Source organism: Cellulomonas sp. Root485, from assembly GCF_001426705.1.
Lineage (GTDB): Bacteria > Actinomycetota > Actinomycetes > Actinomycetales > Cellulomonadaceae > Cellulomonas.
This window is the reverse complement of the sequence record NZ_LMFC01000003.1, coordinates 694,214-712,896: the sequence shown is the minus strand read 5'-3', so window position 1 is coordinate 712,896 and position 18,683 is coordinate 694,214. Positions and strand designations below refer to the sequence as shown.

Annotated in this window: 22 protein-coding genes; 12 read left to right on the top strand and 10 right to left on the bottom strand. The window is 72.8% G+C overall.

Annotation, left to right across the window (positions count from 1 at the left end; all coding sequences use genetic code 11):
• Positions 1-11 precede the first annotated feature (11 nt).
• Entirely contained in the window at positions 12-1,109 is a 1,098-nt protein-coding gene (locus ASD16_RS17255) for a NosD domain-containing protein (RefSeq protein WP_055920291.1), read from the top strand.
• Positions 1,110-1,165: 56 nt separating this feature from the next.
• A complete protein-coding gene (locus ASD16_RS17250; RefSeq protein WP_082570930.1) occupies positions 1,166-2,098 on the top strand; it encodes an SGNH/GDSL hydrolase family protein in 933 nt (310 codons plus the stop codon).
• Between the two features lie 4 nt (positions 2,099-2,102).
• Here the strand turns inward: ASD16_RS17250 and map are convergent, their stop codons facing one another.
• Positions 2,103-2,903 carry a type I methionyl aminopeptidase gene (gene map, locus ASD16_RS17245; RefSeq protein WP_055920286.1) on the bottom strand — a complete coding sequence of 267 codons (801 nt, stop codon included), beginning with the start codon at positions 2,901-2,903 and terminating at the stop codon, positions 2,103-2,105.
• 65 nt (positions 2,904-2,968) lie between these two features.
• Here map and ASD16_RS17240 point away from each other — a divergent pair, with 65 nt between their 5' ends.
• Positions 2,969-3,238 (top strand): helix-turn-helix transcriptional regulator, encoded by a 270-nt coding sequence (locus ASD16_RS17240; RefSeq protein WP_055920282.1) that lies wholly within the window; start codon positions 2,969-2,971, stop codon positions 3,236-3,238.
• A 3-nt stretch (positions 3,239-3,241) separates the two neighbouring features.
• On the opposite strand, the gene ASD16_RS17235 is transcribed toward ASD16_RS17240, so the two are convergent.
• Entirely contained in the window at positions 3,242-4,033 is a 792-nt protein-coding gene (locus ASD16_RS17235) for an alpha/beta hydrolase fold domain-containing protein (protein ID WP_055920279.1), read from the bottom strand.
• Positions 4,030-4,905 (bottom strand): alpha/beta fold hydrolase, encoded by an 876-nt coding sequence (locus ASD16_RS17230; RefSeq protein ID WP_055920276.1) that lies wholly within the window; start codon positions 4,903-4,905, stop codon positions 4,030-4,032. Before ASD16_RS17230 ends, ASD16_RS17235 begins: the two co-directional genes overlap by 4 nt.
• Before the next feature lie 87 nt (positions 4,906-4,992).
• Between ASD16_RS17230 and ASD16_RS17225 the strand changes: the two genes are divergently transcribed.
• Positions 4,993-5,475 (top strand): MarR family winged helix-turn-helix transcriptional regulator, encoded by a 483-nt coding sequence (locus tag ASD16_RS17225; protein WP_055920273.1) that lies wholly within the window; start codon positions 4,993-4,995, stop codon positions 5,473-5,475.
• A gap of 130 nt (positions 5,476-5,605) precedes the next feature.
• Here the strand turns inward: ASD16_RS17225 and ASD16_RS21835 are convergent, their stop codons facing one another.
• Complete coding sequence (locus tag ASD16_RS21835) at positions 5,606-6,049, bottom strand: CD225/dispanin family protein (RefSeq protein WP_162250315.1); 444 nt, start codon at positions 6,047-6,049, stop codon at positions 5,606-5,608.
• A 150-nt stretch (positions 6,050-6,199) separates the two neighbouring features.
• Between ASD16_RS21835 and ASD16_RS17215 the strand changes: the two genes are divergently transcribed.
• Both ASD16_RS17215 and helR read left to right on the top strand, forming a co-directional pair.
• Positions 6,200-7,393, top strand: coding sequence for an NAD(P)/FAD-dependent oxidoreductase (locus tag ASD16_RS17215; RefSeq protein ID WP_055920699.1), 1,194 nt, complete (start codon positions 6,200-6,202; stop codon positions 7,391-7,393).
• Positions 7,394-7,559: 166 nt separating this feature from the next.
• Positions 7,560-9,719, top strand: a complete 2,160-nt coding sequence (gene helR / locus ASD16_RS17210; RefSeq protein WP_055920268.1) for an RNA polymerase recycling motor ATPase HelR — start codon at positions 7,560-7,562, stop codon at positions 9,717-9,719.
• Positions 9,720-9,775: 56 nt separating this feature from the next.
• Here the strand turns inward: helR and ASD16_RS17205 are convergent, their stop codons facing one another.
• Together ASD16_RS17205 and ASD16_RS17200 are read right to left on the bottom strand one after the other, a co-directional pair.
• Positions 9,776-10,471: an RraA family protein gene (locus ASD16_RS17205; protein ID WP_055920266.1), complete on the bottom strand. Its 696-nt coding sequence runs from the start codon at positions 10,469-10,471 to the stop codon at positions 9,776-9,778.
• A 17-nt stretch (positions 10,472-10,488) separates the two neighbouring features.
• Positions 10,489-11,103, bottom strand: a complete 615-nt coding sequence (locus ASD16_RS17200; protein WP_055920264.1) for a LysE family translocator — start codon at positions 11,101-11,103, stop codon at positions 10,489-10,491.
• Between the two features lie 82 nt (positions 11,104-11,185).
• On the opposite strand from ASD16_RS17200, the gene ASD16_RS17195 reads away from it, so the two are divergent.
• Positions 11,186-11,638 (top strand): Lrp/AsnC family transcriptional regulator, encoded by a 453-nt coding sequence (locus tag ASD16_RS17195; RefSeq protein WP_055920262.1) that lies wholly within the window; start codon positions 11,186-11,188, stop codon positions 11,636-11,638.
• Positions 11,639-11,642: 4 nt separating this feature from the next.
• On the opposite strand, the gene ASD16_RS17190 is transcribed toward ASD16_RS17195, so the two are convergent.
• Together ASD16_RS17190 and ASD16_RS17185 are read right to left on the bottom strand one after the other, a co-directional pair.
• Entirely contained in the window at positions 11,643-12,629 is a 987-nt protein-coding gene (locus tag ASD16_RS17190; protein WP_055920259.1) for an aldo/keto reductase, read from the bottom strand.
• An 11-nt stretch (positions 12,630-12,640) separates the two neighbouring features.
• The gene (locus tag ASD16_RS17185; RefSeq protein ID WP_055920256.1) at positions 12,641-13,513 is read right to left on the bottom strand and encodes a helix-turn-helix transcriptional regulator; all 873 of its coding nucleotides are present in this window, start codon (positions 13,511-13,513) and stop codon (positions 12,641-12,643) included.
• A gap of 137 nt (positions 13,514-13,650) precedes the next feature.
• On the opposite strand from ASD16_RS17185, the gene ASD16_RS17180 reads away from it, so the two are divergent.
• From ASD16_RS17180 to ASD16_RS17170, 3 genes are all read left to right on the top strand, one after another.
• Entirely contained in the window at positions 13,651-14,028 is a 378-nt protein-coding gene (locus tag ASD16_RS17180; RefSeq protein ID WP_055920696.1) for a DUF2255 family protein, read from the top strand.
• Positions 14,029-14,133: 105 nt separating this feature from the next.
• A complete protein-coding gene (locus tag ASD16_RS17175; RefSeq protein WP_055920254.1) occupies positions 14,134-15,138 on the top strand; it encodes a hypothetical protein in 1,005 nt (334 codons plus the stop codon).
• A gap of 101 nt (positions 15,139-15,239) precedes the next feature.
• Positions 15,240-15,635: an SRPBCC family protein gene (locus ASD16_RS17170; protein WP_055920251.1), complete on the top strand. Its 396-nt coding sequence runs from the start codon at positions 15,240-15,242 to the stop codon at positions 15,633-15,635.
• On the opposite strand, the gene ASD16_RS17165 is transcribed toward ASD16_RS17170, so the two are convergent.
• Together ASD16_RS17165 and ASD16_RS17160 are read right to left on the bottom strand one after the other, a co-directional pair.
• The gene (locus tag ASD16_RS17165; RefSeq protein WP_055920248.1) at positions 15,632-16,033 is read right to left on the bottom strand and encodes a RidA family protein; all 402 of its coding nucleotides are present in this window, start codon (positions 16,031-16,033) and stop codon (positions 15,632-15,634) included. The genes ASD16_RS17170 and ASD16_RS17165 overlap by 4 nt on opposite strands.
• Before the next feature lie 37 nt (positions 16,034-16,070).
• Entirely contained in the window at positions 16,071-16,739 is a 669-nt protein-coding gene (locus tag ASD16_RS17160; protein WP_200942979.1) for a dihydrofolate reductase family protein, read from the bottom strand.
• Between ASD16_RS17160 and ASD16_RS17155 the strand changes: the two genes are divergently transcribed.
• Both ASD16_RS17155 and ASD16_RS17150 read left to right on the top strand, forming a co-directional pair.
• Positions 16,738-17,361, top strand: coding sequence for a VOC family protein (locus ASD16_RS17155; RefSeq protein ID WP_055920693.1), 624 nt, complete (start codon positions 16,738-16,740; stop codon positions 17,359-17,361). The genes ASD16_RS17160 and ASD16_RS17155 overlap by 2 nt on opposite strands.
• Before the next feature lie 95 nt (positions 17,362-17,456).
• Positions 17,457-18,680 carry a hypothetical protein gene (locus tag ASD16_RS17150; RefSeq protein ID WP_157453982.1) on the top strand — a complete coding sequence of 408 codons (1,224 nt, stop codon included), beginning with the start codon at positions 17,457-17,459 and terminating at the stop codon, positions 18,678-18,680.
• Positions 18,681-18,683 lie beyond the last annotated feature (3 nt).

Here is an 18,683-nt window from a genome sequence, read left to right as displayed (position 1 = left end):
AGGGGGAATCCATGCGTCGTCATGCCGTCATCGTCACCGCCCTCGTGGGCGTCGCCACCGTGTTCGCCGGCAGCCCGGCCCACGCCGGTGCACCCGCAGGCACGCCCGTCACCGCGTGCGGCACCGTCGTCACCGGCGACGCCTATCTCGCGCACGACCTCTCGTGCGGAGACGGCTCCGCCGTCACGGTGTCTGGGAACGCCCGGCTCGACCTGCGTGGGCACACCATCAGCGGGCAGGGCCCGACGTCGTCGTCACAGGGCGTCTTCTTCGTCGAGGTCGGCGACGCCGAGGTCCGCAACGGCCGGATCACCGGCTTCTACAACGGCGTCTACGGCTCCGGCAGCGGCACCAAGACCGTGCGGGGCGTGACCGTCGACGGCTCCGCGAACGGCGTGGCCGCCCACGGCGACATGTTCGAGACGAACACGGCCGTCGTCCGCGTCGACCGCTCGCGGATCGAGTCCAACACCACCGGCATCAGCCTCGGCTGGTTCCACCGCGCGGAGATCACGCGGACCGAGGTCGTCAACAACAACTGGGGCGCCGACGTCGCCTGGCAGGGCTCGGCCGTCGTCTCCAGGAGCACGTTCCAGGACAACGCGGTCGGACTGCTGTGCAGCGACAACACCACCTGCGAGGTCACCGCCAGCACGTTCACCGGACACCAGGAGGAGGGCCTCTTCCAGTACGAGTCCGACGTGCAGGTGAGCGGGAGCACGTTCTCGCACAACGGCGCGGGCTGGGGAGGCGCGTTCGGCCACACGCGCATCACCGGGTCGACCTTCACGTCCAACACCGTGGGCGTGCGGAGCGGGTGGAGCCACGCGCTCGAGCTCGAGCGGAGCACCTTGCGGGACAACGCCACCGGGTACACCGGCGAGGCCGAGGACACGACGCTCGACTCGATCAGCCAGAGCAAGCTCGTCCACAACGGCGACGGCCTCGTCTCGGAGTCCACGGCGATCGCGCTGCGCTCCGTCTCCGCGATCGCCAACTCCGGCTGGGGCATCTACGCCCCCCACGCGACCGACCTCGGCGGGAACCGCGGGTCGGGCAACGGCAACGACCCCCAGTGCGTCGGCGTGGTCTGCGGTCCCACCTCCTGACCGGCGGCGCCGGGCGGCGGCGACCGCCCGGCGTACCGTGGGGTGGTTGCGTCGGGATGAGGGGGCTCACCGTGAAGCGCTCGTGGATGACCGGTCTGGTGGTCGGGTTGCTGGTCCTGTCCGGGTCGTCCGCGGTGGCGTCACCGCCGGGCGAGTCTCCGCGCCGGGGCCACCCGGTGCACGTGGTCATCGGCGACTCCCTGCCGGCGGGCCAGCAGTCCGTCCCACCCGCCGTCGACTTCCCGACGACGGCCGCGCTGTGGAAGGCCAGCGGCTTCGTCGCGCAGTTCCACGAGGTGCTCCGCGACGAGCTGGTCTGCTCGCCGGGACGGCCGCACCACCCGCCGGGGCACAGCTGCCACGCCCTCGAGCTGGTGAACCTCTCGCGGACCGGCATCCCGGGGGTCGCGGCGGGGGTGACCACCGCGACGGTCCTGCAGCCCGGTGACCAGCTCGACCAGGCCGTGGCGCTCATCGAGGAGCGCAACGACAACCGGTCGCCGCGCGACGACGTCGTCGTCATCACCGTCTCGGTCGGCGGCAACGACGTGTACGGGCCGGCCGTGCAGGCGTGCGTGCCACCGACCGGCTCTTGCGTCCCCGCGCTCCAGTCGACCTTCGCCGGCTTCGAGACCCGGTACGACGAGATCCTGGCGACGCTGCGGGAGGCGGCCGGGCCCGACACGGCGATCCTCGCCATGACGTACTACAACCCGCTGCCGTACTGCGCCCTCGGTGCGGCCAACCCCGGCGCCGCCCGCGTCCTCGGCGACTTCATCCTGGAGGGCGGCGACGTCGGCCTCGGTCCCATGCCGCTGGGCTTCAACGACCGGCTGCGTCAGGTGGCGGACCGGTACGACGCGATCGTCGTGGACACCTTCGGGACGCTCGGCGACGGGGACTTCGTCGGCGGCTCGGACTGCGTGCACCCGGACGGCGACGGCCACCGAGCGCTCGCGGACGTGTTCGCGACGACCTACCCGGGCTGACGCGTCAGGCGGCCGGCTCGGCAGGCTCCCGGTCGACCGTGCGCTCGGTGAGGATCTCGGCTCCGTCGTCGGTGATCGCGACGGTGTGCTCGCTGTGCGCGGTCCGGCAGCCGGTCGCGCTGCGCAGCGTCCACCCGTCGGCGTCGGTGACGAGCTCGGCGGTGTCCGCCATGACCCACGGCTCCAGGGCGAGCAGGAGCCCGGGGCGCAGCGTGTACCCGCGGCCGGGCCGTCCGGTGTTCGTCACGTGGGGGTCCTGGTGCATGGTCGACCCGATGCCGTGACCCCCGAACTCGGTGTTGATCGGGTACCCCGCCGCGCCGAGCACCGTGCCGATGGCGTGGGAGAGGTCGCCGATCCGAGCCCCCGGTCGTGCGGTGGCGATCGCCGCGGCGAGGGCGCGCTCGGTGGCGTCGATCATCGCGACGCTCTCCGGGGGTCGTGAGCCGCCGACGAGGAAGCTGACGGCGGAGTCGGCCGCTATCCCACCCGTGGAGACGGCGAGGTCGAGCGACAGCAGGTCGCCGTCGGCGAGCGTGTAGTCGTGGGGCAGTCCGTGGAGGACGGCGTCGTTGACGGACGTGCAGATGTAGTGGCCGAACGGTCCGCGCCCGAACGACGGCGCGTAGTCGACGTAGCAGGACACCGCGCCGGCCTCGACGATCATCGCCTTGGCCCACCTGTCGATGTCGAGCAGGTTCGTGCCGACGGTGACCCGGTCCTTCAACGTCTGCAGGATGTGCGCGACGAGGGCGCCGGTCTCCCGTGCGCGGGCCAGCTCGGTCGGGCTCAGGATCTCGATCATGCGGCGTCCTCCGTGCGGGTGACCAATAACTATCCCGGCCATATTATCCCGGCTACGATCGGACCATGGTCCGGTTGCCGCTCACCCCCGACGAGCTCGAGCGCGGACAGCGCCTCGGCGCCCTGCTGCGTCGCGCCCGCGGTCAGCGGCCGATGCTCGACGTCGCGCTCGAGGCGGGCGTCTCGCCGGAGACCCTCCGCAAGATCGAGACCGGCCGCATCGCGACCCCCGCCTTCCCGACCGTCGCGGCGATCGCCGCCGTCCTCGGACTCTCGCTCGACGCGGTCTGGGCGGAGATCAGCGAGGCCGGATCGAGTGCGCGGCTGGCCTCCTAGGGCTCAGTCGCCCAGCGGCCCCCGGACCAGCTCCCCGAAGGCGGCGAGCGCCTCGGTCACCCGCTCGGTCCCGGCGAACCCGTGCTCGGCGCCGTCCAGCTCGACCAGCAGGCAGTCGACGCCCGCGCGCCCGCAGGCGTCGGCCAGGGCGCGCGCCTCGGGCAGGAGCGAGTCGAGCGTCCCGACGGCGACGACGGTCCGGGGCAGCCGTCCGGCGACGAGGTCCAGCTGGGGGGCGTCGGCAAGATCTGCGACTCGCGCCCACGCCCGGAAGGACCACGCGGACAGCTCACGATCGGGACCGCCGGGTCGCTCGTCGTCGAAGGACGCGAGCGTCAGGTCCACGTTCGGGTTGGTCAGCAGGAGGCCGGCGAGCGGGAGGTGCGTCTGCGCCGCCGCCCGGATCGCGACCGTGCCACCCGCAGAGTCCCCGCAGAGGAACAGCCGGTCGAACCCGTCGCCCGCGAGGAGCGCGAGGCCGGTGACGGCGTCGGTCACAGCATCGTCGAGCGTCCATTCCGGCGCGAGCCGGTAGTCGACCGAGAGCACGACGGTGCCGAGCGCCTCGGCGAGCCGTCGGCAGTAGCCGTCCTGCAGGTCGAGGTCGCCGAGCAGCCCGTACCCGCCGTGCAGGAACGCGAGGGCCGACCCCGGCGCCCGGAGGTCGGGCACGTAGCGACGCAGCGGCACCCCGTCGTGCAGCAGGTCCTCGATCGTCCCGTCGAACGGTCGGCGCGGTCGGGCCGAGGCGCGGTCGTGAGCGTCGCGCCGGAGGCGCTCGACGTCGATGGTCACGTCGCCGATTGTGCGACGCGCGACCCCTCGTCGACCACGCGCACGAAGTCGAGGATCGCGTCCGACAGCGCCTCCGGCGCCTCCATCGCGGCGTAGTGCCCGACCCCGTCCAGCTGCACGGCAGCGATCTGGGCGGTCGTGACCTGACCGATCGTCGCGGCGGTGAACGGTCCACCACCGGCACCGACGGCCAGGACGGGCATCGTCAGCGGGCGGGCCTCGGCGAGCGCCCTGAGCTCGTCACCCTCCGTGAGCATCGACCGGTAGAGGCCGACCGCGCCGCGCCAGCCGCCGGGGCGGGCGTAGGCGCGGGCGAACAGGTCGACGTCGGCGTCGGTGATGGACCCGGCGACGGCGGTCATGCTCGGGAACGCCCACCCGCCGAGGATCTCGCGCTCGCGGCCGGCGAACAGCAGCTCGGGGATGCCGGGGGCGGCCAGGGCGCCGATGTGCCAGGAGCCACCGTGCGTGACGTCCGCCAGACCTTCGAGGCCGAACCCGGCCAGACCCATCTCGATCGCCGTGAGGCTGCGGACGTCCTCCGGGTGGGTGGCGGCGAGCCGGAAGACTGTCCCCCCGCTGATGTCCTGCCCGGTGACGTGCACGGGGCCGACGTCGAGGTGCTCGATGAGCCGGTGCAGGTCGTCGGCGGTGGTCGCGCTGTCGTGGTCCTCGGCGGCGGTGCTCGAGTCGCCGAACCCGCGCAGGTCGACGGCGAACACCCGGTGCGTCGATGCGAGCAGGGGGATGACCTTGTGGAACGCCCACCAGCTCTCCGGGAACCCGTGGACGAGCAGGATCGGCGACCCCGCGGTGCCGGCGGACACGTAGTGCAGGTCGACCCCGTCGAGCGGGGCGGTGTGGTGCTGCATGACGGCTCCTCAGTTAGACAACCAGGTTGTCTACTACAATAGACAACCGAGTTGTCTTTGTCCACCGGAGCCGCCTATCCTGCGGGCATGTCACGTGCCGGCGCCGACCTCGCCCTCCTCCTCCTCGGCGGGTTCCGCAGCCTCGTCGATGCGGCGACGGCCGAGCTGGCCGCCCGCGGCCACGTCGACTTCCGTCCGTCGCACGAGTTCGCGATGCGGGCCATCATCGGTGGGGCCGACACAGCCTCCGACCTCGGCCGGCGCACCGCCGTATCGAAGCAGGCGGCGGCCAAGACGATCGCCGTCCTCGTGCAGCGCGGCTACGTGTCCAGCGAACCGGACCCGGCCGACGCCCGCCGCAACCGCCTCCAGGTGACGCCGCTCGGGCGCGAGGTCCTGCGCGAGGGCGAAGCCGTCTTCGAGGAGCTGCGCGCCCGGTGGGAGCGCAAGCTCGGCGCCGACGCGCTGGCTCGGCTCGAGGCGGATCTCGCGACGCTGGTCGGCGACGACGCCGTGCGCGTCGACGCGCCAGGACGGGTCGCGCGCGACCCGGCCGGGGAGACGCCCTGATCGCCGTTGTGGCGAGGTGGCGCCGAGACGCCGATCGACGTCGAGACGGCCGTCGGGTCGAGCAGCCCGAACCCGACCTGGGCGTCGCGACGACCTGCCGCACGTCACCCATGCCGGGTGCGGTAGATGCCTACCCGTCGGAGCCGGAGCGGTCCGGCATGCCCGGCGCGAGGTCGCGGTCGAAGGGCATGTCGTAGCTCGAGCGCGGGCCGTCCCCCCAGTAGCCGTCGTCGTGGAAGGCGATGACGGCCACCAACGCCCACAGGATCGAGGCGAGGATCGAGAACAGGATCAGGGCGCCGCCGACGATGACGCTGATGATGCCCCACCGGCGGCCGTTCGCGGCCTCCCGATCGGCCGTCACGTCGTCGCCGGCGCCGATCGCGCGTGCCGCGCGGTGCGAGGCCAGGAGCGCGGGGATCCCGGTCGGCCAGAACAAGATCATCGCCGCGATGACCCAGCCGACGGGCGCAGTGGCCACGGGCGCGGGAGGTGCGGGGCGTGGTGTCGGAGGGGGCGGCGGCGGCGGGGGCGTCGGGTCGGGGGCGGCGCTGGGGATGGGCTCGGTTGCCATGATTCCTCCGGACATCTCGGCTTGTCCGGCCCACGGTAGGCCGCCTGCCTGGGAATGCGCTTTGAGTCGGCCGGCTCCGCGCGCGGCGTCGGGTGACGGACCTTACGGTTGCCCGACGTTCGTTCACGGCACTCGGAAGACGGTGTGTTCATGGCTGGTCCTCGGCACCACGACGTCCTGGTGGTCGGCGGCGGCAACGCCGGCATCTCGCTCGCGGCCAAGCTGCGGCGCGACGGCTGCCGCGACGTGGCCGTCGTCGAGCCGAAGCAGGTGCACGAGTACCGGCCGCTCCTGTCGTACGTCGCCTCCGGGATGGCCACCCTCGACGACCTGCGCCGTCCGCAGTCCGACGTCATCCCGCGCGGGGTCCGGTGGTACCCCGACACGGTGGTCGGGATCGAGCCGGAGCGGTCCCTCGTGAGGCTCGCGAGCGGGGGCGAGCTCACGTACTCCGACCTCGCCGTGTGCCCCGGGTCGCGGGTGGACTGGGATGCGATCCCGGGCGCGGAGCAGGCGATGAGCACCCCCGCGGCGTCGACGAGCTACCTGCCGGAGCTCGCCCCCGGGACGTGGACGATGCTGTCGTCGCTGGTGGCCGGGACGGCCGTGTTCGCGATCTCCGACCGGCACGTGCCCTGCGCACCCGTCGGCTTGAAGCCCCTCTTCATCGCCGCGGACCACTGGCGCAGGGCGGGTGTGCTCGACGCGATCACCATCGAGCTCCTCGTCGCCGGAGAGCGCCTGGTCGACCTGCCCCGTGCCGAGGGCGAGCTGCGCGCTGCGGCGGAGTCGTACGGCGTGCGGGTGCGCACCTGCACGAGCGTCGAGTCGGTCGACGCGTTCACGCGGTCGCTACGGCTGCGGACCCTCGACGGTCCCGCCGACCTGCGGTACGACGCGCTCTACCTGGCACCGCCGCACCGGGCGCCCGACTGGCTGGCCTCCAGCGGCCTGTCCTCGCCCGCGAGCGACGGCTTCCTCGACGTCGACCCGCGGACCCTCCAGCACCGCGCCCACCCGACGATCTGGGGGCTGGGCGACGCGGCGGCGGTCGACGCGCTGCCCTCGGGCGGTGCCCTGCGCAAGCAGGTGCCCGTCGTCGCGCACAACATCGCGGCCCGCCGCACCGGCGCGACGATGCGGCGGTACGACGGCTACTCCGTCGCCCCGGTCACCACGTCGCGCCGTGAGCTCCTGCTCGCCGAGTTCGACCGCGACGGACGCCCCGAGCCGACCACGACGGTGCCCGACCTGGTGCGCCCGCGCCGCAGCCTGCTGGTGTTCGACCGCTACGTCGAGCCGCAGGTGTACTGGCACCGGCTGCTGAAGGGGAAGGTGTCCTGAGGGACGCGGGCACGGGAAAGGCGAGCACCGGATGACCGTGCCCGCCTCTTCCAAGGTATAGCCGACGGGGGGTCTTGCGGCAAGGCCCCCATGGCGGCGCAGAATCTCCGACCGTGCCCGGGTCGCGTCCCGGGCCTGGCACCCCCCGTTCGGAGCTGATGACGACGTGACCCCTGTGTCCACCCGTGCGTTCGACCTTCCCGACGACCTCGCCGCCAAGGCGGACCCGGCCTCGATCGCGCCGGACGAGCAGCACTTCGCGGCCGTCGCGGAGACCCTGGAGCAGTCGATCGCCGAGCTCTCCGACCGCCTCGACGGGGCACGCAAGGCGCCCGGGCGCGGGGGAACGGCGGCACTGGAGCGGGACCAGGAGATCCACCGGCTGAGCTCGCGCCTGCGGACGCTGCGCCGGTTCGGCCTCGACCTGTGCCTGGGGCGGACGGTCGCCGAGGGCGGCGAGACCGTCTACGTCGGGCGGCTCGGCCTGACGGACAGTGCGGGCCGTCGGCTGCTGCTGGACTGGCGGTCGCCCGCGGCGGAGCCGTTCTTCGGGGCGACGCACGCGAACCCGATGGGGCTGGTGTGCCGGCGGCGATACCGCTGGACGGGCGGTCGGGTCAGCGACTACTGGGACGAGGTCTTCACCGCGGAGGGGCTGCGCAGCAGCGCGGCGCTCGACGACCAGTCCGCGTTCATCGCGAGCCTGGGCACGCAGCGGTCCGAGCGGATGCGCGACGTGCTGGGCACCATCCAGGCGGACCAGGACGCGATCATCCGCGCCGGGTCGGCGGGTGCGCTCGTCGTCGACGGTGGTCCCGGCACCGGCAAGACCGTCGTCGCCCTGCACCGCACGGCCTACCTCCTGTACTCCGACCCGCGCCTCGGTCACCGCCGCGGTGGCGTGCTGTTCGTCGGCCCGCACCAGCCGTACCTCGACTACGTCGGCGACGTCCTGCCCAGCCTCGGCGAGGAGGGTGTCCAGACGTGCACGCTGCGGGACCTCGTCGCGGAGGGTGCCGCCGCCGTGGTCGAGCCCGACCCGGAGGTGGCACGGCTCAAGGCGTCGGTGGAGATGGTCCGGGCGATCGAGCCGGCCGTCCGGTTCTACGAGCGGCCGCCGACCGACGGCATGGAGGTCGAGACGTCCTGGTTCGACGTGTGGGTCAGCGCCGACGACTGGGCGGAGGCCTTCGAGGCGCCCGAGCCGGGCACGCCGCACAACGAGGCGCGCGACCAGGTCCGGGACGCGCTGCTGGAGATCCTCGTGGACAAGCTCGACGACGACGAGGTCGATCGGGATCAGATCCACCGCGCTCTGCTGGGCAACAAGGAGCTGAACGCCACGCTCGACCGCGCGTGGCCGCTCCTGGAACCGACCGACCTCGTCGGCGACCTGTGGACCGTCCCCGCCTACCTGCGGCTCTGCGCCCCCGGGCTGACGCTCGACGAGATCCGCACGCTGCAGCGCGCCGACGCGCAGGCGTGGACCGTCTCCGACCTGCCGCTCCTCGACGCCGCCCGGCAGCGCCTCGGCGACCCCGGGGCGTCCCGCCGCCGGCGCCGCCACGAGGCCACGCTCGCCGCCGAGCGCGCGTACATGGACACGATCGTCGACGACCTCATCGCCACCGACGACTCCGAGCTGAAGCTCATGTCGATGCTCCGCGGGGACGACCTGCGCGACAAGCTCGTCGACGAGAGCGCCCTGCCGGCGGTGGACCCGGACGCGCTCGCGGGCCCGTTCGCGCACGTCGTCGTGGACGAGGCGCAGGAGCTGACCGACGCGGAGTGGCAGATGCTGCTGCGCCGCTGCCCGTCGCGGAGCCTCACCGTCGTCGGTGACCGTGCGCAGGCCCGGCACGGGTTCGCCGAGTCGTGGCAGGAGCGGCTGGCGAGGATCGGGCTGCAGCAGGTCGGGCTGGCGTCGCTGAGCATCAACTACCGGACGCCGAAGGAGGTCATGGCGGAGGCGGAGCCGGTGATCCGCGCGGCGCTCCCGGACGCCAACGTGCCGACGTCCGTCCGGAGCACCGGCGTCCCGGTCAGACACGGATCGCGGTCGGAGCTGGCAGCGATCCTCGACGAGCACGTCACCGGCACCGCCTGCGTGATCGGCGACCCGACCTTCGCCGGGGCGCCCCGAGTCCGGTCGCTGACCCCGGAGCTGGCCAAGGGGCTCGAGTTCGACCTCGTGGTCCTCGTCGACCCCGAGTCGTTCGGCACCGGCATCGAGGGCGCCGTCGACCGTTACGTCGCGATGACCCGTGCCACCCAGCAGCTGGTCGTCCTCACGACGGACGCGGCTGGACCCTCGGTGACCGGCTGACGACGCCGAGCGGGCCGTGGGTGTCGTGCAGGACGGTGCGCGTCAGGCCACCGCGCTCACTCCTCGATCGCCGCGTCGAGTGAGCGCAGGTGCTGGCGGAAGGTCACGCCGTCGCGCTCGCGGGCGGCGAGGTACTCCTCGAACCGGGTCTGCTCGCGCAACGTCGTCCCGGTCTGCATGCGCTCTGCCTGGCGTTCCTCGGTGTCCCGGATCCGGGCGGCGACGGCGGCCACCTCCGCCGCCCGGTCGGCCGGCACGAACACCACACCGTCGTCGTCGGCGAGCACGACGTCGTCGCCGGTGACGATGTGCGGGCCGCACCCGGCCCAGGCCAGCGCGTCCGCGGCCTGCGGGTCCAGGCGCTCGGGTCCGTTCGGGCAGGAGCCCAGACTGAGGACGGGCAGGCCGATGGTGCGCAGCTGCGCGGTGTCGCGGTGCAGCCCCCAGATGACGATCCCGACCAGCCCGGCGCGCGCGACCTCGAGCGCGACGAGGTCGCCGACGCAGGCCTCGTCGGTGCGGCCCTCGTTGTCCACGACGAGCACGTCGCCGGGCTCGGCATGCCCGAGCGCCTCGAGGAACACGTCGACGCTGCCGACGTGCCGCACCGGCCGGGCCCGCCCGACGACGTGGCTGCCGGCCCACACCGGGCGCAGCGCCGGCGGGGCGCACCGGACGGTGACGCCGAGGCGCAGGCACGCGTCGGCCACGTGCGCGGTGGTCAGGTCCTGGAACAGTGCCGGTGCGTCCATGTGCGCATCTTCGCGGGTCAGACCAGGGCCTGCTCGACGATCAGGGCGACGCCGAGCCCGGTCATCACGACCGCCGACGTGCGCGACACGATGCGGGCGGCCGCCGGGCGGGCGGACAGCACGCGCTGCGCGGTCAGGGCGACCGTCAGGTAGACGACGGCGCAGGTGGTCAGGTGGATCACGCCGAGCACCAGGATCTGCGCCCAGACCGGCCACGGCGCGGACGTCGAGGTGAACTGGGGCAGCAGCGCGAGGATCAGCAGGAGCACCTTCGGGTTCAGGCCGCTGACCCCGAACCCTCTCCACAGCCACCGCGCGCGGGACGACTCGGCGACGTCGTCGACGTGGGGCGACGCCGGTCGCGTGAAGGTCGTGAACCCGAGCCACAGCAGGTAGGCGCCGCCGACGAGCGTCAGTGCGCCGAGCAGCCCGGGGGCGCCGGCGACCAGCGCCCCCACGCCGGCAGCCACCAGCACCGTCGCCGCGAGGTGCCCGGCGAGCATCCCGCCGACCGCGGGGAGGGCCACCCGCCCGCGCAGCCCTGCGCTGATGGCGTACGCCCAGTCGGAGCCCGGGGCGACGACGAACACGACGGACACCACCCAGAACCCCAGCACGTCGGACATCTCCATGCGGGGAAGGCTATGGCGGAACGCGCGGAAGGTGGTTCCGACTTCTTCGCGACGCGACGTCGATCGTGGAAGGATCCACCGCATGGATGCGATCGACCGACAGATCCTTGCCGAGCTCCAGCGCGACGGCCGCCAGACGCTCACCGACCTGGCCGAACGCGTCCAGCTCAGTGTCTCGCCGTGCCACCGCCGGCTGCGTGCCCTGGAGCAGTCGGGCGTCATCACCGGCTACCACGCGCGGATCGCCCCGGCAGCGCTCGGCCTGACGTTCGAGGCGCTCGTGTTCGTCACCATGCGCGAGGCCACCCGCACGTCCATCGAGACGTTCGAGACGGCCGTCGCCGAGATCCCGAACGTCCTCCTGGCCCAGCGCCTGTTCGGGGACCCCGACTACCTGCTGCGGGTGGTCGCCCGGGACCTGAGCGACTACCAGCGCGTCTACGACGAGCAGCTCTCCGGCCTGCCCGGCGTCCAGCGGGTCAGCTCCACGCTCGTCATGCGCTCGGTCGTCGAGGACCGCCCGCTGCCGCTCTGACGGGTCAGAGCCCGACCATCGCCATCCCGTTGTCGTCGTAGCGGTTGCCCGCGACGCCCACGCTCGACGCGAGCCCGTCGAGCTCCGCGCGCTCGTCGGCGGACAGGGCCACGGCGGTCGCGCCGGCGTTCTCCCGGACGCGCTCGATCCGGCGGGTGCCCGGGATCGGCACGATCCAGGGCTGCTGCGCGAGCAGCCAGGCGAGCGCGATCTGGCCCGGCGTCGCACCGCGACCGTCGGCGAGGGACCGCACGCGCTCGACCAGGGCGGTGTTGGCGTCGCGGTTCTCCGCGGTGAACCGCGGCACGCGGTTGCGGATGTCGCCCTCGGCGAAGGTGGTCGACGAGTCGACCGTGCCCGTCAGGAACCCCTTGCCCAGCGGGCTGAACGGTACGAAGCCGATCCCGAGCTCGGCGAGCGTCGGCAGCACCTCGGGCTCCGGGTCACGGGTCCACAGCGAGTACTCGGACTGCACGGCCGTCACCGGGTGTACCGCGTGGGCGCGACGGATCGTGGCGGCCCCCGCCTCGGAGAGCCCGAAGTGCCGGACCTTCCCGGCGGCGACGAGCTCACCGACGGTCCCGGCGACGTCCTCGATGGGCACCGCCGGGTCGACGCGGTGCTGGTAGAAGAGGTCGATCACGTCGGTGCCCAGCCGCTGCAGGGACGCGTCCGCGACCCGGCGGATCTGCTCGGGGCGGCTGTCGGTGCCCTGCATCGTCCCGTCGACGATGTTCCAGCCGAACTTGGTCGCGATGACCACCCGGTCCCGCACGGGCGCCAGGGCCTCGCCGACGAGCTCCTCGTTCACGTACGGGCCGTACACCTCGGCGGTGTCGACGAGCGTGACCCCGAGGTCGACGGCGCCGCGCAGCACGGCGATCATGTCCTCGCGCGAGCCCGGGTTGGGCCCGTAGCTCATCGACATCCCCATCGCGCCGAGGCCGACAGCCGAGACCTCGAGCCCTTGTCCGAGCGTGCGTGTGTGCATGGGAGTGCCTCTCAGGAGGTGGGGACGGGCGTGGTCGCCGCCCAGCTGGCCAGCACCTGCAACGCGTCCGCGGACGGCGTCCCGGGCGCGGCGGTGTAGACGAGCATCGACAGGCCGGGTGCCTGGGCGATGGGGAGCAGGTCGTACATGAGGTCGAGGCGCCCGACGACGGGGTGGTTGATCTGCTTGGCCCCGCCGCGGTGCTGGTGCACGTCGTGGCGGGCCCACCGGGTACGGAACTCCTCGCTGCGCGTGGACAGCTCGCCGACGAGGTCGTGCAGGTCCGGGTCGTTCGGTGACCTGCCCGCCTCGGTCCGCAGGATGCCGACCGTGTCGTTGGCGGCCTTGTCCCAGTCGACCCAGAAGTCGTGCGCGGCGGGGTCGAGGAACGCGAACCGCGCGTGGTTGGCGGGCCGCCCCTCGCGTGCGGACGGACCGGTGAACAGGGGTGCGTACAGCGCACGTCCGAGGGCGTTCGTCGCCAGGATGTCGAGACGGTCGTTGCGGACCGCGGCCGGAGCACCCGTCATCGCGTCGAGCATCACCTGCACGCTGACCGGCACCGCCGGCGCCGGACGCCGACGCGTACGGGCCGGACGCGCTCCCGCGGCGCGGGCCAGGTCGACCAGGTGCTGACGCTCCGCCTCGTCGAGCTGCAGCGCCCCGGCGATGGCCTCGAGGATCGAGTCGGACGCGCCCGCCAGGTTCCCGCGCTCCAGCCGCACGTAGTAGTCGGCCGAGACGCCCGCGAGCATCGCGACCTCCTCGCGACGCAGCCCCGGCACGCGCCGGTTGGCGCCGTACGCGGTGAGGCCCGCCTGCGCCGGCGTGAGCTTCGCCCGGCGTGAGGCGAGGAAGTCCCGTACCTCGTCGCGGTTGTCCATGCCGTCGACCGTACGACCGCTCCCGCCGGCGTGGGAGGTCCTGCCAGTACCTGTGACGGCAGGGACTCCCGCGATCACCGGCCGCGAGGTTCCATGGAGCCATGGAGATCATCCCGTTCGGACGAGGAGGCCGACCGATGAACGCCTGGACCAGCGACGCACTGAGCAGGATCGGCTCCGCCGACGAGCTGCGGGTCTCGTCGTACCGGCCCGACGGCACGCTGCGTCCGTTCGTCGTCATCTGGGTGGTGCGCGTCGGGGACGACGTCTACATCCGCTCCGCGTACGGCCCGGGCAACGGCTGGTTCCGTCGCGCCCAGGCCTCGGGCACCGGCCGGATCCAGGTCGCGGGGCTGGATCAGGACGTCACGTTCGTCGCCCCGGCGCCAGACGCGCACGCCGCGATCGACGCCGCCTATCACGCCAAGTACGACCGGTACGGGCCGGGGATCGTGAACACCGTCGTCGGGCCCGACGTCGTCGCTGTGACTCTCCGGCTGGTCCCCCAGGACTGAGGACAGGGGTCTTCCGCTGCACTGTCAGGGGCAGACTGGACAACTGTCACATTCAGGACGAGACGGAACTTTCCGGACACTCCGCTCTGGTGGGAGTGTCCGACCATGACACAGGGGCCGATCGAGATCATTCCAGGGAACACCTACAAGGTCCGGGGGACCTTCGAGGCGAGCGTCGAGTTCGTCGGCGACGAGCCCGAGCCGCCCGAGGAAGGCTTCGTCCTCGGGCGCACCGAACCGACGAAGGAAGGGCAGTACACCCCGTCGGCCGTCACCGGGCCCCGGGTCCCGGAGACGTCGCTGGTGAACTATGCGGGCAGCTTCGACAACCTCTCGGACGGCGACGTCGTCGACCGGCTGATCATCACCGGGCAGTTCAACCCGGACGCCACCGACTGGATCCTGCGCGACAGCATCGTCGAGGGCGGTGTCCCGCCCGGCGGCGAGACCGACCCGATGGTCCGCAACGCGATCTGGCCGCTGTTCGACATCCGCGACGGCGCGGTGCAGGCCGGCCGGATCGAGCACTGCGAGGCTCGCCCGACGTACCAGTCGCACGAGATCTACGGGTTCAAGGGTGGCAACTGCACCCTGTACCGGTGCCTCATCCGGGGTGTGGTCGACGGTGCCCAGCCGCACGGGTCGGGCTCGAACCCGGCCAAGAAGGTCGCCATCCTCGGCACTCTGATCGAGGACCTGGCGACGTTCGACGACCCGAACCAGTCGGACGGCATCACCCACAACGACGGCTCGCAGGCGTCGGGTGCCCTGGACTCGTACGTGCTGTTCGGCAGCTCGCTCAAGGGCGGCCGGACGTCCGCGCAGCTGATCCAGCAGCAGTCCGGCACCTACGGCGACATCCTCATCGGCTTCAACTGGCTCTACGGCAACCCGGACACCGGCTCGACCCTGAACACCTCGCAGAACGGCAAGGGCGTCATCGCTGCGAGCGGCCTGTTCCTCGTCGTCGGCAACCGGATCTCCAAGGCCGGCAACACCCCGCACGTGCTCATCTCGGAGTCGACGCTGGAGTCGCCGACGTTCTTCTGGCGCAACAACACCTACATCGAGGACGGCAGCGAGGTCGTCCCGACGAAGGGGTCCGACTGACCATCCGCTGACGTACGGGGGCCCCCGCCGCACCAGGTGCGACGGGGGCTCTCGTATGGGTCAACCGCGACCCTGTCGGCGGGCGGTGGCACGATCGCCGGATGACGGAGTCCCGGCACCTGAGCGTGTTCATCGACCGCCCGCTGGCCGAGGTGTACGCGTTCGCCTCTGACCCGCAGAACCTGCCCCGGTGGGCGCCCGGCCTGGGCAGCGCGATCGGCCGCGACGGCGACGGCTGGTTCGTGGAGACGTCCCAGGGGCGCGTCGGTCTGACGTTCGCCCCGCAGAACGAGTACGGCGTCCTCGACCACGTGGTGCGGACGCCCACGGGGGAGACGGTGTACATGCCCGTGCGGGTCATCGCCGACGGCGACGGGTGCGAGGTGGTCTTCGCGTTGCGGCGCACGCCGACCATGTCCGACGCCGACTTCGAGCGCGACACCGCTCTCGTGACGGCTGACCTCGCGTTGCTCAAGCAGGTGGTCGAGGGGCGCTAGTCGCGCAGGACCGCCGCGATCGCGCTCACCTCGAGGAGCGCCCCCGGCACGCCCAGCGCGCTCACCACCGCGGCCGTCACCAACGGCGGTGCTCCGGAGCCGGCGAGCCGAGGCCCGATCGCCCCGTAGGCCGCACCGAGGTCGGCCCCCTCCGCGATGAACACCGTCCACTGCACGACGTCGGCCAGCGTCGCGCCTGCCGCCTCGAGCGCGGTGCTCACGTTGTCGATCGTGCGGACCGACTGCTCCGCGACGTCGTCCGAGACGACCGTGCCGGACTCGTCGACGCCGTTCTGGCCGCCGACGTAGATGGTCGTCGCGCCCGCGGGCACGACGGCGACATGGCTGAACGCCGGGCTCCGCACGAGACCGGCCGGTTGCAGACGTGTGATCTCCATGCCGTCCACGTTTCCACGCGGCGCCGACACCCGCCTGTCACCGAACGACGTCGTAGTACAGGTGCGCCGCGTTGCGCGTGACGACCGTCGCGGCCTCGTCGATCCGCAGGGTCACGCGCGAACCCTCGAACAGCCCGGTGCCGGCGCCGAGCAGCACCGGCGCGACGTGCAGGTGCAGCTTGTCGACGACCCCGTCGCGCAGTGCCGACCCCCCGAGCTCGCCGCCGCCCATGATGAACACGTCCTTGTCCCCCGCGGCGGCCGTCGCCTGGTCGAGGGCGTCACGCAGGCCCGTCGTGACGATCGTCATCCGGTCGGTGAGCCGCACGTGCTCGGGCGGACGGTGGGTGACGACGAAGCACGGCGGGGGCACGTCGCCCTGGTCGGCCCCGTAGTGCATGTCCTCGTTCCAGCCGTCCGGCCCGTCGACCACGTCGAACGTGTGGCGGCCCATGACGACCGCCCCGGTCGCGGCGGTGAGAGTGGCGAGCTGCTCGACATCCTGCTCGGTGCGGTCGTCGCCGACCGCCCACTCGTGCAGGGCCTGGACCGCGTCGTCGGGGCCGGTCACGAAGCCGTCCAGCGAGATGGTGATGTCCAGGATCACGGCCATGTCGATCCACGATGCCACCGTCGCCGCGGGTGCGCCGATCGAGCAGGAATCGAGAAGCCCCGGCGGCGGGGCCGCGCCTAGCGTCGTGGGCATGACAACCATCGACTCCCTGATCATCGGGGCGGCCGACCCTGCGGCCGCCGAACGCTTCCACTCCGCCGCCTTCGGCCCGGACCTCCCGGTGCGGGTGCGCGCCTCGGACGAGCCGACGACCGGCTTCCGGGCCTTCCACCTGTCGCTGATCGTGGCCCAGCCCGCCGACGTCCACGCGGTGTTCGACAACGCCGTCGCCGCGGGCGCGACCACGATCAAGCCCGTCCAGAAGTCGATGTGGGGCGTCGGCGGCGTCCTGCAGTCCCCGGACGGCACGATCTGGAAGGTGGTGACCCCGGCCAAGAAGGACACCGGTCCCGCCACGACGACGTTCGACCAGGTCGTGCTGCTGCTCGGGGCCGAGGACGTCGGGGCCAGCAAGCGGTTCTACGTCGAGCACGGGTTGACGGTCGCGAAGGGCTTCGGCAAGTACGTCGAGTTCGACGCCGGGACCGGCCCGGTCACGCTCGGGCTGCTGAAGCGCAAGGCGCTCGCCAAGGACGCGGGCGTGCCGCCCGAGGGCACCGGCTCGCACCGGCTCACGATCGTCGGCGACGCCGGTGCGTTCACGGACCCGGACGGGTTCGCCTGGGAGGTGATGTCCGTCGGGGCCCAGCACTGAGGGGATACTCGCCCGATGGTGTCGACCCTGCTCGAGGCGCACGTGGCATGACGGGCCCGCTCCAGTTCGGGTCCCCGTCGCCCGATGGTCACAAGGTGTATCCCCCACCCGACGACCTGCCGCGCTCGCCCACCGGCCGCACGCCCGCGTGGGTCGTCGACGAGTGGGCCGGCCCCGGCCAGGACCTGTCCGTCGTCTTCGTCCCGGTGCCGCGTCGGCGGCGCCGGCTCGGGCTGGTCGTCGGCGTGGTCGCCGTCGTCGCCGCCGGGACATGGTGGTGGACGAGCGGTGCACCGGCCCTCCCCGACGAGGTCGTCTCCGCGTTGCCGGGGATGGTGCAGCCCGCAGCCGCGCCGCCGGCCGCGGACGTGGTCGCGCTCGCGGATGCCGCCCACCTGTCGGCCGAGGGACGCGAGCTGCTCTTCGGGGCGCGCACGGAGCTCCTCGGTGCCGAGGCGTTCGCCGGACGGTGCCGCGACGCCGGCGTGTCCCCGAGCGTGCGCACCGCCGGCGCCGTCGGCTGCTTCCGCGCCGACACCAACGCGATCATCGTCTACGCACCGGCGGACCCGCGGCTGCACGGCTTCGTCGTCGAGACCGTGGCGCACGAGACCCTGCACGCGGCCTGGAACCGCCTCGACGTCGCCGAGCAGACCCGGCTGGCCGCGCTGCTCGAGACCGTGGTGGCGTCCCTCCCCGCCGACGACAAGGTGCATGCGCAGATCGCCGGATCCGTCGGGGGTCATGCCGAGAGCCGGCCGACGGAGCTCTTCGCGTACGTCGGGACGCAGGTGTGGGTCGCCGGCGGCCTGGACCCGCAGCTCGAAGCCGTCTACGCCCGCTTCATCGCCGACCGGGCCGCGCTGGTCGCGGTGCACACGGGCTGGTTGGCGGTGCTCGACGAGATGGGGGCCGCGGTCGACGCCGCGTCCGACGCTCTCGTCGCCCAGGAGTACGCGAACGCCGACGAGCTCGCGGAGGTCAGCGGTGCCGAGGCGAACGTGACGTTCTATCGCGAGTCGTACGACGCCAAGGTCGCCGAGGTCGCCGCGATGTCGGCGTCGCAGCGTCAGCGGCTGCAGCTGTCGTGGGTCTGGTGGGACGGCACGGTCCTGCCGATGGCGCCCGCCGACGAGACGCTCGCCGCCGCCGCTGCGCTGCTGGCCCGCGACGAGGCGGCCCTGCCCGTCCGGTACGCGGCGGTCGAGGCCGCCGAGGCGGCAGCCGCGACGGAGCGCGTGCGCGTCGAGGCGATGGTCGCGGACCTGAACGCCCTGCAGAGCGAACTGACTCCGGGGTCGGGAGAGGGAACCGGCTGAGGT

What these genes read in the sequence shown, in the direction of transcription:
- ASD16_RS17205 (WP_055920266.1), bottom strand. Translation starts at nt 10,471, where the DNA reads ATGGACGCACCGGCACTGTTCCAGGACCTGACCACCGCGCACGTGGCC.
- ASD16_RS17190 (WP_055920259.1), bottom strand. Translation starts at nt 12,629, where the DNA reads ATGCACACACGCACGCTCGGACAAGGGCTCGAGGTCTCGGCTGTCGGC.
- ASD16_RS17165 (WP_055920248.1), bottom strand. Translation starts at nt 16,033, where the DNA reads ATGGAGATCACACGTCTGCAACCGGCCGGTCTCGTGCGGAGCCCGGCG.
- ASD16_RS17215 (WP_055920699.1), top strand. Translation starts at nt 6,200, where the DNA reads ATGGCTGGTCCTCGGCACCACGACGTCCTGGTGGTCGGCGGCGGCAAC.
- map (WP_055920286.1), bottom strand. Translation starts at nt 2,903, where the DNA reads ATGATCGAGATCCTGAGCCCGACCGAGCTGGCCCGCGCACGGGAGACC.
- ASD16_RS17230 (WP_055920276.1), bottom strand. Translation starts at nt 4,905, where the DNA reads ATGCAGCACCACACCGCCCCGCTCGACGGGGTCGACCTGCACTACGTG.
- ASD16_RS17250 (WP_082570930.1), top strand. Translation starts at nt 1,166, where the DNA reads ATGAGGGGGCTCACCGTGAAGCGCTCGTGGATGACCGGTCTGGTGGTC.
- ASD16_RS17155 (WP_055920693.1), top strand. Translation starts at nt 16,738, where the DNA reads ATGACAACCATCGACTCCCTGATCATCGGGGCGGCCGACCCTGCGGCC.
- ASD16_RS17170 (WP_055920251.1), top strand. Translation starts at nt 15,240, where the DNA reads ATGACGGAGTCCCGGCACCTGAGCGTGTTCATCGACCGCCCGCTGGCC.
- ASD16_RS17180 (WP_055920696.1), top strand. Translation starts at nt 13,651, where the DNA reads ATGAACGCCTGGACCAGCGACGCACTGAGCAGGATCGGCTCCGCCGAC.
- ASD16_RS17225 (WP_055920273.1), top strand. Translation starts at nt 4,993, where the DNA reads ATGTCACGTGCCGGCGCCGACCTCGCCCTCCTCCTCCTCGGCGGGTTC.
- ASD16_RS17195 (WP_055920262.1), top strand. Translation starts at nt 11,186, where the DNA reads ATGGATGCGATCGACCGACAGATCCTTGCCGAGCTCCAGCGCGACGGC.
- ASD16_RS21835 (WP_162250315.1), bottom strand. Translation starts at nt 6,049, where the DNA reads ATGGCAACCGAGCCCATCCCCAGCGCCGCCCCCGACCCGACGCCCCCG.
- ASD16_RS17175 (WP_055920254.1), top strand. Translation starts at nt 14,134, where the DNA reads ATGACACAGGGGCCGATCGAGATCATTCCAGGGAACACCTACAAGGTC.
- ASD16_RS17240 (WP_055920282.1), top strand. Translation starts at nt 2,969, where the DNA reads ATGGTCCGGTTGCCGCTCACCCCCGACGAGCTCGAGCGCGGACAGCGC.
- ASD16_RS17160 (WP_200942979.1), bottom strand. Translation starts at nt 16,739, where the DNA reads ATGCCCACGACGCTAGGCGCGGCCCCGCCGCCGGGGCTTCTCGATTCC.
- ASD16_RS17255 (WP_055920291.1), top strand. Translation starts at nt 12, where the DNA reads ATGCGTCGTCATGCCGTCATCGTCACCGCCCTCGTGGGCGTCGCCACC.
- ASD16_RS17200 (WP_055920264.1), bottom strand. Translation starts at nt 11,103, where the DNA reads ATGGAGATGTCCGACGTGCTGGGGTTCTGGGTGGTGTCCGTCGTGTTC.
- ASD16_RS17185 (WP_055920256.1), bottom strand. Translation starts at nt 13,513, where the DNA reads ATGGACAACCGCGACGAGGTACGGGACTTCCTCGCCTCACGCCGGGCG.